The following is a 12,669-nucleotide window of genomic DNA, read 5'->3' as shown; positions in this document are numbered from 1 at the left end:
TCATCACGTTTGTAATACACCAACATTAAAACGCTTCATTTCAGGATTAATATTTGCCGCTTCAATACCCATTGATACATAGGTTCTTGTTTCCAGCGGATCAATCACTGCATCAATCCACAAACGAGCAGCAGCATAGTACGGAGATAATTCTTCGTTGTATTTATCTGTGATTTCTTTTAATAATGCTGCTTCGCTTTCAGGTGTCATTTCCTGACCTTTTGCCTTCAAGGAAGAAACTTTTATTTGCAACAAGGTCTTTGCAGCAGATGCGCCGCTCATCACACCGATCTGTGCACTTGGCCAGGCAACGATCAACCGAGGATCATACGCCTTTCCGCACATGGCATAATTACCGGCACCGTAGGAATTCCCTACAATTACAGTAAACTTAGGCACTACCGAATTGGCCATAGCATTTACCATCTTAGCACCATCCTTAATAATACCGCCTTGTTCAGACCTACTACCAACCATAAAGCCGGTCACATCCTGAAGAAACAACAGCGGTACTTTACGCTGATTGCAGTTCATAATAAAACGGGCAGCCTTATCTGCAGAGTCGGAATAAATAACACCGCCCATCTGCATTTCATTTTTCTTTGTCTTTACAATCTTACGTTGATTGGCTACAATGCCTACAGCCCAGCCGTCAATGCGTGCGTAGCCGCAGATAATAGTCTGACCATATAATTCTTTATAGTGTTCAAACTTCGACTCATCCACCAAACGATTGATAATGTCCATCATATCATAAGGCTTGCTTCGATCCTGCGGCAACAGACCATAGATCTCCTCCTCGTTTAATGCCGGCTTTGTTGGCTTGATGCGATCAAAGCCTGCTTTTGCATTGTGACCTGTATGCGCAAATACTGCACGAATACGTGTTAAACATTCTTCGTCATTCTTGCATTTATGATCAATAATGCCGGAGATCTCTGTTTGTGTTGTGGCGCCACCTAAGGCTTCGTTGTCGATGGTTTCACCAATAGCAGCTTTCACTAAATACGAACCTGCTAAAAAAATCGAACCTGTTTCTTCTACAATAAATGCTTCGTCAGACATGATCGGCAAATACGCACCACCGGCAACACAGCTGCCCATCACAGCTGCAATCTGCAAGATGCCTTCCGAAGACATCCATGCATTGTTCCGAAAGATCCTGCCAAAATGTTCTTTATCTGCAAATACTTCATTCTGCATCGGAAGAAAAACGCCTGCACTATCCACCAGATACACAATCGGAATTCTATTCTCCATTGCAATTTCCTGCGCACGCAAATTCTTTTTGGCTGTCATCGGAAACCATGCTCCTGCTTTTACAGTTGCATCATTTGCAACAACAATGCACAAACGACCTTCTACATAGCCCAATTTCACTACTACACCGGCCGACGGACAACCGCCTACTTCGGTATACATATCTTCTGCAGCCAACGCGCCTATTTCAATGGCTGTTGTATTTTTATCAAACAAGGTAGCAATTCGATCACGCACTGTCAGCTTACCCTTTTCCTGTTCGGCCTTTAAACGCTTTTCTCCTCCCCCTAACGCCACTTTCTGCAAACGCTTTTTCAAGGCATAACAAAGCGTCTTTAAAGCATCTTCGTTTTTATTGAATTCGATATCCATTGTAAAAAAGTTTTATGTAGTAAGTTTTATGTTTTAAGAACGTTGGTTAAACGTTTTAAGTGTAAAGTTTAGAGTGTAAAGTGGATTCGTTTCTTGATTCACAAAACCTTACAAATACAATATAATCCTTTTTTAGTCTTACGAAAAAACAAAAGCCCCGGATATACTCCGGGGCTTTTGTTTGTAAATTTTATTTTTAGAACCTATGGCTACAGACCATGAGCTATGCATCCCCTTATTTCTTGTCTCTATCGTTTCTGGCACTGTGCAGTCTTCAGACTGCCGAATGGTACACACCAGTCTGAAGACTGGCGCGAGGAAGTCCAAATAGTGTAATCTTAAAACTTAAAACCTACTACTTAAAACTCTTTACTGACCACTGACTACTTTTTCTTCGCTTTCTCTTTCTTACCGAACGGTGCAAAGAAATGATTCGGGTCTTTGTTGATGTGAAGCAGTAAAGCATCCAGATCAGTAAGTGTTTTATTCAGATTGTCGTACGCAGCTTTATCATTTAACATCGCGCCCAATGAACCTTCGCCGCTGTTTAATTTCTGAGCAGACTTGTTCAATTCAACCAATAAGACATTTGCATTTGTAACCGCCTGCTTCAATTCCAGATCGTTCAATGTATCTGCAAGCGATCCGAATTTATTTAAGATCGGAGTTAATCTTTTTTCTGTTTCAACCAGATTTGCAGTCAGGATATTTAAATTCCGGAACGTGCCATCCATATTGTTTTGTCCCGATTGCATGGTTGTTTTCAACATGCCGGATATGGCTTCAAGATTTGCCAGCGTACCGTACAACTTTGAACGCATATCGTTATCGAGCATATGGCTGATATGTACCAGTGTAGTATCCAAATGATCGATTACCGGATAAGCCTTATTACCCAGCATATCGGTAAGACTCATCTGAAAGCCGCCTGTAATGGTATCTTTGTTTGCAAACTGTCTGGTATTTTTGCCCATTTTCAATACAATACTCATACTTCCCAACAAGTCCTTTGCAATTTCTGCATAGGTACCATCGCCAACCAGAATTTCTTTGTTTACTTCGATCGAAACCAGAATGCTGTTATTATCCTGTTGATTTAAAGTCAGCGTTTTTACTTTACCTACCTGAAATCCGTTAATTAAAACCGGATTTGAAGGTGCCAGTCCGTCTACTTTAGAATATTTTATGTAGTAGGTATTGGAATTAGAAAATACATCCGCCCCTTTCAAAAAGTTAAACCCAAGATACAATGTAACTCCTGCAACCAGGGTCATTAAGCCAACTTTAAATTCTTTTGATATTTTCACTCGTAGTAGTGTATGGTAAAGACTAATTTTCTATTTCTGTTTTGTATTCTTTAATTGCTCGGTAAATGCCTGAAGCCAGCAATACCTGATTGCTTTTATTCGTCAGGTATTTTTCTTCAGCGGCATTTGTCAGATAACCCAGTTCTATCAGTACACTTGGCATGGTAGTTTTCCAAAGCACTAAAAAACCAGCTTGTTTAACCCCTCTGCTGCTTCTGCCGACACGTGCCGAAAATTGATGTTCGATCTTCGATGCCATCAGAATACTGTTTTCAATATACGCATTTTGGTAAAGTGAAAAAAGTATATGTGCCTGTGGAGATTTCGGATCAAAACCATCGTAGTTCTTTTTATAATCCGTTTCGTTTAAAACAACCTCATTTTCGCGTTTTGCAACTGCCAGATTATCTTCTGAAGCATGCAGTCCCATTACATAGGTTTCTGTGCCATAAGCAGCTGTAGGTCCTGAATTGCAATGAATGGATATAAAAAGGTCTGCATCGTTGCGGTTGGCAATATTTGCACGGTCGTGCAATTCAATAAAATTATCAGACATTCGGGTATAATACACCTTGGTCGTAGGCATATTCTCTTTGATGATCCTGCCCAATTCCAGCGCTACTGCAAGGGTCACTTTCGCCTCTACACCGGTAGTACCATGACAACCAGGATCTTTTCCACCATGACCCGCATCCAGAACTATGGTACGAACTTTGTATGAGTGCACCCCAAGTGGTGAAAATGATGATAATGTTAGTATTATTACAGTAAAAAGTATCGAAAGATTTTTTTTCACCTTGTAGCCATTTATGAAGTTAATCCAATAACTTTGCCCAAAGTTGTGAATTTTAATTTAATTCTGAAATATAAAGTCGGTATAATCCGTATAATTTCATTGATTTTCTGCATTTTAAATGCGGAACGAATCAATGCCCAAACACCTATATCTGATTCTTTAAAACAGAATTTTACAGAAGATCTGCTTAAGCCCATTGCAGATACTACACACAAAAAAACAAAACATACCCAGACGCTTGATTCGATGCAAATCAGCGCAGTCGACTCTCTTGAAATTCCTAAAAGTGATATTGAAACACGGATACAGTATACCTGTCGTGATTCCATCCGCATGAGCATGGCTGAGCAACGGGTTTATCTGTATGGTGAGGCAAAAGTAACTTATGGAAGTAAAAATATTACGGCAGAATATTTAATTATAAACTGGGTAGATAACGAAGTCAGTGCTTACGGCAAGCTTGACACCTTAACCGGTAGAGTGATCGGAAAGCCTGTATTTAAAGAAGGTGCTGATATGTATGTGGCAGATTCAATTCGTTACAATATGAAAAGCGGAAAAGGGATCATTAAAGGAATTGTAACACGACAGGGAGATGGTTACATTCATGGTGGACCGGTAAAAAGAACTCCGGAAGCGATCTATGTGAAACATGCGTTGTACTCTACCTGTGATCTGCCGCATCCCCACTATTCTATCAATGCAAGTAAATTAAAAGTTATTCCCGGAGATAAAGTTGTTACAGGCCCGTTCCATATGGAGATCATGGGCATCCCAACACCTTTAGGTTTGCCACTGGGTTTTTTCCCGGTTACACGCAGAGGTAAATCCGGTATTATTTTTCCAACCATCGGTGAATCCAGAAGCAGAGGTTTCTTTATCAGCAATGGCGGGTATTACTGGGCGGTCAACGATTACGTCGGAGCAAAGATTGTTGGTGACCTGTATGCAAATAAAAGCTACCGAGTTTCCGCTTCAGCAAATTACATCAAAAAGTATAGTTACTCGGGCAATGCATCCTTCAGTTACAGCAAGGTAAAAGAAGGTTTTGCAGATACAACAAAAGTACCTGAGTTGTACAACATTATCTGGAACCACACAACCATTGGTAATAAGTCCAGCCGCTTATCTGCAAGCGTGAACATCAGTTCAAGTAAATTTTATACGACGAATACTTACAATCCGATCAATTACCAAAGCACCAACTTTGCTTCCAACGTCTCCTGGTCAAAGGCATTCCGCAACTCCCCTTTTAGTTTATCGGTTGCTTTCAGGCAAGATCAGAATACACAGACCAAGGTAATGAACGTTACCCTGCCGGATGTAAACTTTTCTATGAACCGGATCTATCCGTTTAAATCCAAAGTCGGCAACGGAGATAAATGGTATGAAAAAATAAACATCGCATACAACGGAAGTACTAAATATGTAGCTACGAATCATTTAAAAAATGTGACGCTCAATGATGGTGGTACATACGCAGATACTATTGTACCAATGCAAACATACTACAAAGAAATACTGAAGCAAGGACAATGGGGTATTAAAAACACCGTACCAATCGGTACAACCTTTAAGCTTCTTAAATATTTAAGTTTAAACCCCAGCCTTAATCTTGAAAACTGGATCTATGCTGAAAAATTGGATTACGATACACTTCACCATTATACCGGCACACCACCAAGAATGGGTCCTCTGGTAGTTGAGCCAACAGATACGATCAAAGGATTAAACACTGCATTTTCTGCAAATTTTACTGCCAGCTTAACTACCCGTGTATATGGTATGTACAGAGTGAACAGCAAGATCTTGCAAGGGATTCGCCATACGCTTATTCCTACGTTTACCTATACCTACAGACCCGATATGGTTGCAATGGCGGGTGATAATTATTTCTATACAAACAAAGCTGTTTACAACGCCAGTCAGGGTAAAGAACCTACGCCCTTTTCAAGGTATGCCGGCTATATCTATGGCGGCCCCGGCAGCGGAACCATCAACAGTTTAAGCATCAATCTTCAAAATACCATTGAAGGTAAAGTGCGGGATCGTAAAGATACTACCGGTTTAAGTCCGACTAAAAAAATCAAACTTCTGGAAAGTTTAAACCTATCCGGCTCCTACAATTTTGGTGCGGACTCCCTGCAATGGTCGCTATTCAATCTTACAGCCCGCAGCCGTTTCTTTGATCGTGTAGACTTTAACTTCTCCAGTGTATTTGATCCATATATCACTGTTCTGGATACAGTCATTGGAAAAACCTATTATCAAAGACGTACCAACGATCTTTGGATAGACAATAAAGAAAACAAAAAAGCAGCAGCCCTAACCAATTACAGCATTTCATTAAGTTCAAATTTAAATCCAAACGGGCAAAAAAGCCAACGTCCTGTAAGCACCTTAAATCCGAATGCAGCCAATTATGTAATCGCAGGTGCAGATCAATATGTAGATTTTAATGTACCATGGAATTTATTTGTCAGTTATAATATCAGCTACAGTAAAATCGGTGAGGCGCCATCTACCTACACCAATTCACTTACATTTAATGGAGATATTAAAGTGTCCGATAACTGGAAAGTAAAAGTAACTTCAGGTTACGATGTGTTACATCAAAAACTCGGTTATACAACCATACAGATTTTCAGAGATCTGCATTGCTGGCAAATGAGTCTGAACGTAATACCGTTCGGTGACAGACAATCTTTCTTCTTTACACTGAGTGCGAAGTCTTCTTTGTTGCGTGATCTAAAGATCAACAAACAAAACGCGACGTATATGGGTGGGTATTGATAGAGATTGCAAACAGTTTTTCAAGATTTTTAACTTAAGATGTACAAACTAGTTATTATGGTAGCGGTTTATGTACATTAAATTTTACCGGGCTATGAAACACTTTATTCTTTTATTCACTTTTATTACAATTTCAGCAGCCGCTTCTGCACAAATTCGTCTGGGAGTTAGAGCTGGAGTAACATTTAATGACCTGATGTTCATTCATACCCAAGACCCTGACATGAAAAGCAGTACAACGGGATTTACTTATTTTAATGCTGCTGCCGTAGCAAATTATAAGATCAACACACTCTTTTCTCTTCAAACAGAATTCATTTATACAACTCTAGGGAAAGATTATACTCAACATACATACCAAACAAACATAGTTGGAGATGTTTATACCAATTACACAAACGTAAAAATTCGTTTACAATATTTTGAAATTCCTGTATTAGCAAAATTTACATTTTTCAAAAACAGCAAAGTGAATTTAAATCTACTTGCAGGAGCTTTTGCAGGTTATAATATATCAGCCAAGCAAAAAAACGGAGATGATTCTTTCCAAAACATAAGCAGCGATTATACTTCATGGAATTCAGGAATTACATTAGGTGTGGGTTTTTCTATCATGCAGAAACGCATGTTTTTTGAAATGCGTGCAAATCGAGGATTTGTTGATATTAATAAGACGAACGAAAAAGTAAATACGTTTCAAGCAATGTATACGGTTGGTTATTATTTATTCCGAGAGAAAAAGAAATAAACATTCACAATCAGCATTCATTTTTTCTAATCCCGAAATTTGCACATCGGTCTGCATTCTATATATTTACATACACTATGACAGATTCGAATCCGGAAATTTTATTTTTGTTTATCATTAACCCTGTATCGGGCACAACTCGGAAACACAATATTTCTGAGATGATCTACAATACATTAAAAACGGATCGCAACAGAATCAAAATTGTATTGACACGTTATGCCGGCCATGGCAGAGAGATTGCTGCAGAAGCTGCCCAAGAAGGTATCCCCTATGTTATTTCGGTTGGCGGTGATGGAACAATGAATGAAATCGCTTCTTCCCTACTGCATACAAAAACAAGTTTGGGCATTATCCCAATGGGTTCAGGCAATGGCTTAGCGCGTCATTTGGGTATACCACTCGAACCGCTGAAAGCTATTGAGCTGATGAATAATTTCACCGTTCAAACAATTGATAACGGAAACATTAATGGTATACCCTTTTTCTGTACAGCCGGAATCGGCCTGGATGCACACGTTGCAAAAGTATTCGACGAATTGCCTACCCGAGGTTTAAAAACCTATGTCAAAGCATTTATAAAAAAAGTACGCAGTTACAGAGGAGATCAGCTTCACATTCGCATCAACGAGGATAAAGAGATCAACGGAACGTTTTTATTGTGTACGTTTGCCAATGCAAATCAATATGGCAACAATGCATTTATTGCGCCCAATGCATCGCTATCCGATAAGCAATTGAACATGGTATTAATGAAACCGGTGAATGTGCTTGAAGCTATTGAAAAGGTATACAAACTTTTTTCCGGAAAGCTGGATAGGGATCGAGACATCCACCACGATTTTTTTGAAACAATTACGATTGAACGAAATACTGAAGGACCTGCACATATTGACGGAGAACCGATCATGCTGGGAACATCGATCCATGTACGATGCGTGCCGCAGTCGCTAAAGATACTGGTGCCGAAGAAAAAGAACTAAAATCGATTTTATTAGTTAGGTAATTCGTCGGACCACAAAAAAGTGGTCTGACGAATGTGTAGTTTTTTTTGCAGTTGTTGGTGTTTCTGCCTGAGCACGAGTAAATATAGAGGAAGCGCGTTTGCGCAGATCACCGACAACCATGTGAAGATTAATCATTGAGAACTGTGTGTTGTTGGTAGCCCGCGTTATTTTCGGTTCATATACAAATTGCAGAGCTGGCGGGAATACCAACAACAGCGAAAATCTATTTCGCTGATTTTTATTGGACATTAACATACGTCGACAATCTCTGCACGTCCGAGCATTGGAATATACCAACTGCACCATTACTAAACATACTTGGCACATTGGCTGGTGGAGTAGAAAAAAATCCACCATCGTTGTTCAACTGTAAATTGGCTGCTTCATAAAATTTATAAGCCGCTAATGTAAGCGAATTTATTTCAAGTTCAGCAGTTGCAAGGGAGTCGCATTTATATCCCATATTCATACCATCCAACTTTCCTGAAATCAGTTTGTTGTCTGCACAATTAATATAATTATACCCAGTCACTGACACATCATTCGAAGAACCATTGAATAAATAATATTTATCTATGTTTGTAGGGACTGTTCCATACAACTTCATATAATATCCTTCATAAAGAAAAATTGTTTTTGGTTCTTTTACAACTGTTATACTATCCATCGGATCTAAGTATAAGAGTGTAGAAGTTGCACTATATGACTTGCCTTCCAAATCTACTTTTAATGTATAGGTCTCGGCTACTTTGCCTTTCATGAATCTACCTTCGAAGCGTTGCGCTCCAAAATCCCATCTCAATACTTCTGCATGACCATGATCATCAAACAATGTTACCACAGCATTGGATATATGAGGCGGTATCTTTTTCGACAAGTAATCTGTCGATTTTGTAATAATTGCATACGCAGTGGTATCCGTATATAAATACGCTTGTATAATAACTTTTTCTTCCCCTGTAGGTGGATGAATGTCAATTACTTTTTGACAAGAAAATAATACAAGAGCTGATACTATTAAAAATATGGATCTCATTATAAATTATAATCGAAATATAGGTACGATACCAAGCTCTCTGATTTTTTAAAACAATTCGTAGGACCACAAAAAAGTGATCTGACGAAAGCGGGTAAACAAAGAGTGGTTAGACTGCTAAGCAATCTAACCACTCTTTACTATACTTCCAAAAACTATCTTTTACCGATTTTATTGAAGATCAACATACGTTGTCAGCACCTGCACGTCTGAACATTGGAATAAACCAACGGCGCCATTATTAAACATACTTGGAACGTTGGCCGGCGGTGTAGAGAAAAAGCCTCCATCGTTATTCAGTTGCAATTCTGCTGAGGAATAAAATTTATTAGCCCCTAAGGTAAGTGAATATATTTCAAGCTTCGCAATTGCAAGTGAGTCGCATTTATATCCCATATCAATACCATCCAGCTTGCCGGAGATCATTGTGTTATCTGCATATACAATATCATTCGGACCATTCAAAAACTTTCCAGCTGAATACCCTTTGAATAAATAATACTTATCTACGTTTGTAGGAATTGTACCATACAACTTCATATAATATCCTTCATCATTAAAAGTTGTTTTTGCTTCCTTTACAACTGTGATGCTGTCAACCTGATCCAGGTATAGCAGTGTTGAGGTAGCGCTGTACGACTTCCCTTCCAAATCTACTTTTAATGTATAGGTCTCGTCAACGATACCTTTCATAACACTGCTTTCAAAACGTTGTCTTGAAGCATTCCATGTTAATACTTCTGAGTTACCATGATCATCTGTTAATGTAACAGTAGCAGAAGATAAACTTGGTGGTGGTGTTGTGCTTAAGTAATCTGTTGACTTTGTCACTACCACATGGGCAACAGAATCCGTATATAAATATGCCTGTATAATAACTTTTACGTCTCCTGTTGCCGGATGAATATCTATTACTTTCTGACACGAAAACAATACAAGGGTAGATAATAGTATGAATATATTTTTCATAACAAATTAGAATTTAAAATTATAGGTAACAGATGGTATTGGAGCCGGGAAATAAATGGCTACATATTCTTTGTTGCCCGTGTCTTTATTTGTTTGTGCTATAACCGTCCATGGATTGATGTGAGCGAAACCATACACATTGTAGATCGAGAAACTCCAGCTGCCTTCCCATTTTCTGCCTTCTTTTTTGCGTGAGTCAATTGTTATTGAAAGATCTAAGCGATGATAGCTTGGCAATCGGTACGAGTTTCTTTCCGGATAGGTACCCAACCAAAAATAATCAATTTGATACCCGCCATTTGGTAAGCCCATTGGTCGGCCTGTTCCAAATACAAATTGTCCGCCGAATGTTACACGCTCACTGATTTTATATGATGCAATCACATTTAAATTATGTCTGCGATCATACCCGGCAAAATATTTTTCGCCATTATTAATGCCATCGATTTTTTTATAGCTCCATGATAACGTATAACTTACCCATCCTGTCAAGCGTCCTTTCTTTTTCTTAAGAAAGAACTCAGCACCGTAGCTCCAGGCCTTTCCTGTGTATACCTGTGTTTCGATTTGCGGGTTTAGCAACAGATTGGCATTATCAATGTAATCAATCGAATTTGTATACGTTTTGTAATACCCTTCTACAGATGTTTCATACGTGTTGTCTTTCAGGTTTCTGAAATATCCGACAGAATATTGATTCACAGCTTCTGGTTTGAAATAATCATTACTTGGCACCCACACATCAAATGGTACCGGAGATAATGAATTTGAGATCTGATGGATGTATTGGTAGTTGCGATTAAAGCCAAGTTTAACCGATGCTTGGTCATCCAGAATATAACGTGCAGCAATGCGGGGTTCAAGTCCCCAGAAGGTATTTATAATATCTCCTTGACCATATACAGTAGAATCTATTTTTGTTCCTGTAACCGGATGTCCATCATAATGATTTACTGTACCTGTGCCAACATTATTAAACATGTTCAATCTTAAGCCGTAATCCAACGTCAATTTCTCTGAAAGTTTTTGCTTGTTTGAAGCAAACAACGCCCCTTCTAAGGAATGGTATTTCGGAATCTGAGTTGCTTCAAAAATTGAGTTTGAACTTGCAGGAACAAAATTCCCTGAGTTATACTCCCGCTGACTTACAGACCATCCAAAGTGAAAGGCATGTCGAATGTTTGGCACATATTGATAATCCTGTTTGATGCTGTTTTCAGTAATACCTGTTTTGAAATCAAATGCCTGAGGATCGTCTGTACCGCCAATACCTAAATTGAATCTATATTCAGAATGTGTATAGATCGTATTTAAGAAAATTTTATCTGTAAAGATGTGATTCCAATTTGCAGTGAATGTAAAATTACCCCAGCCCATTCCAAACAAACCTCCAAATTTAAAAACATCTTTACCATAATACGATGATACAGATAAGCTGTTATTTTTATTGAATTGATACGTCATTTTCCCATTCAGATCATAGAAGTATAATTTGTTTTTTCTTGTCTCAGGATTTGAAGACAGTAATAAAAACAAATCCGCATACGATCTTCTTCCTGAAAAAATATACGATCCTTTTCCTTTGTCAAATGTACCCTCTACTGTTAAGCGGCTTGCTATTACACCAATCCCCCCTCTTGCAGAAAATTTCTTTTTGTTTGCACCGCCAGTTCGCAAACGTATATCTAACAAAGACGACAATCTTCCGCCGTATTGAGAAGGTATACCGGCTTTGTACAACTCCGCGCTCTGCACAGCATCCGCATTAAAAATCGAAAAGATACCAAACAAATGTGATGCATTATATACAGGGGCCTCGTCTACCAATATTAAATTCTGATCTGCACCGCCGCCACGCACATACAAACCTGTATTTCCATCGCCGGCAACCTGAACACCCGGCAAGGTTTGAATGTTCTTAACAATATCTACTTCACCAAATAATGCAGGTAATGTTTTTATTTCTTCGACTGTTAATTCAGTAGCACCCATCTTGGTATTTGTAACATTTTCATCGGGTGCCTTTCCTGTAATTACAATTTCATCTGCCATCTCCAGATCTTCTTCCATTGTAATCGCCAACATTATGTTATTATTAACCTGAATAACTTTCTGTTGTTCTTTGTATCCAAAAAAAGATATGATGATTGTGTACTCCCCTTTAGGCACCTGCAATTTGAATAATCCGTCGCCGTCTGTAGCTGAACCGATTGCTCCATCGCTTGTACGAACAATTACGCCAGCCAACGGACTACCTGTTGAATCTACCACTTTACCTGATACTGTATAGGTTGTTTGTGCATTCACATAACCTATAGCAAGAAAAAAACTGATACAAAAACAAATTAGATATTTCATTCTATTACAATTGATGCTATTTT

Annotated in this window: 9 protein-coding genes; 3 read left to right on the top strand and 6 right to left on the bottom strand. The window is 38.7% G+C overall.

Annotated features, from left to right (window positions below; translation table 11 throughout):
* Positions 1-3: 3 nt before the first annotated feature.
* The 3 genes from A3EE_RS0114560 to A3EE_RS0114550 all read right to left on the bottom strand — a co-directional run bounded on the left by A3EE_RS0114560 (position 4) and on the right by A3EE_RS0114550 (position 3,735).
* Positions 4-1,632 (bottom strand): acyl-CoA carboxylase subunit beta, encoded by a 1,629-nt coding sequence (locus A3EE_RS0114560; RefSeq protein WP_018344172.1) that lies wholly within the window; start codon positions 1,630-1,632, stop codon positions 4-6.
* Positions 1,633-2,015: 383 nt separating this feature from the next.
* Positions 2,016-2,939: an MlaD family protein gene (locus tag A3EE_RS0114555; protein WP_157447044.1), complete on the bottom strand. Its 924-nt coding sequence runs from the start codon at positions 2,937-2,939 to the stop codon at positions 2,016-2,018.
* Positions 2,940-2,961: 22 nt separating this feature from the next.
* Positions 2,962-3,735, bottom strand: a complete 774-nt coding sequence (locus A3EE_RS0114550) for an N-acetylmuramoyl-L-alanine amidase family protein (protein ID WP_026209794.1) — start codon at positions 3,733-3,735, stop codon at positions 2,962-2,964.
* Between the two features lie 99 nt (positions 3,736-3,834).
* On the opposite strand from A3EE_RS0114550, the gene A3EE_RS0114545 reads away from it, so the two are divergent.
* The 3 genes from A3EE_RS0114545 to A3EE_RS0114535 all read left to right on the top strand — a co-directional run bounded on the left by A3EE_RS0114545 (position 3,835) and on the right by A3EE_RS0114535 (position 8,259).
* The gene (locus A3EE_RS0114545) at positions 3,835-6,528 is read left to right on the top strand and encodes a putative LPS assembly protein LptD (RefSeq protein ID WP_157447043.1); all 2,694 of its coding nucleotides are present in this window, start codon (positions 3,835-3,837) and stop codon (positions 6,526-6,528) included.
* Positions 6,529-6,622: 94 nt separating this feature from the next.
* Positions 6,623-7,276: a porin family protein gene (locus A3EE_RS0114540; protein WP_018344168.1), complete on the top strand. Its 654-nt coding sequence runs from the start codon at positions 6,623-6,625 to the stop codon at positions 7,274-7,276.
* 77 nt (positions 7,277-7,353) lie between these two features.
* Positions 7,354-8,259, top strand: a complete 906-nt coding sequence (locus tag A3EE_RS0114535; protein WP_018344167.1) for a diacylglycerol/lipid kinase family protein — start codon at positions 7,354-7,356, stop codon at positions 8,257-8,259.
* Positions 8,260-8,521: 262 nt separating this feature from the next.
* Here A3EE_RS0114535 and A3EE_RS0114525 read toward each other — a convergent pair whose 3' ends face one another.
* The 3 genes from A3EE_RS0114525 to A3EE_RS0114515 form a co-directional block, all read right to left on the bottom strand.
* On the bottom strand, positions 8,522-9,319 hold the full coding sequence (locus tag A3EE_RS0114525) for a DUF4249 family protein (RefSeq protein WP_018344165.1): 798 nt from the start codon (positions 9,317-9,319) through the stop codon (positions 8,522-8,524).
* Between the two features lie 171 nt (positions 9,320-9,490).
* Complete coding sequence (locus A3EE_RS0114520) at positions 9,491-10,288, bottom strand: DUF4249 family protein (protein ID WP_018344164.1); 798 nt, start codon at positions 10,286-10,288, stop codon at positions 9,491-9,493.
* Between the two features lie 6 nt (positions 10,289-10,294).
* The gene (locus tag A3EE_RS0114515) at positions 10,295-12,646 is read right to left on the bottom strand and encodes a TonB-dependent receptor (RefSeq protein ID WP_018344163.1); all 2,352 of its coding nucleotides are present in this window, start codon (positions 12,644-12,646) and stop codon (positions 10,295-10,297) included.
* Positions 12,647-12,669 lie beyond the last annotated feature (23 nt).

It is taken from the genome of Cytophaga aurantiaca DSM 3654, assembly GCF_000379725.1.
Lineage (GTDB): Bacteria > Bacteroidota > Bacteroidia > Cytophagales > Cytophagaceae > Cytophaga > Cytophaga aurantiaca.
The sequence above is the reverse complement of the archived record's forward strand: the minus strand, read 5'-3'. Positions and strand labels throughout refer to the sequence as shown.

Excerpts from the sequence above, each read along its gene's own strand:
- A3EE_RS0114515 (WP_018344163.1), bottom strand. The coding sequence starts at position 12,646 with ATGAAATATCTAATTTGTTTTTGTATCAGTTTTTTTCTTGCTATAGGT.
- A3EE_RS0114520 (WP_018344164.1), bottom strand. The coding sequence starts at position 10,288 with ATGAAAAATATATTCATACTATTATCTACCCTTGTATTGTTTTCGTGT.
- A3EE_RS0114560 (WP_018344172.1), bottom strand. The coding sequence starts at position 1,632 with ATGGATATCGAATTCAATAAAAACGAAGATGCTTTAAAGACGCTTTGT.
- A3EE_RS0114525 (WP_018344165.1), bottom strand. The coding sequence starts at position 9,319 with ATGAGATCCATATTTTTAATAGTATCAGCTCTTGTATTATTTTCTTGT.
- A3EE_RS0114535 (WP_018344167.1), top strand. The coding sequence starts at position 7,354 with ATGACAGATTCGAATCCGGAAATTTTATTTTTGTTTATCATTAACCCT.
- A3EE_RS0114540 (WP_018344168.1), top strand. The coding sequence starts at position 6,623 with ATGAAACACTTTATTCTTTTATTCACTTTTATTACAATTTCAGCAGCC.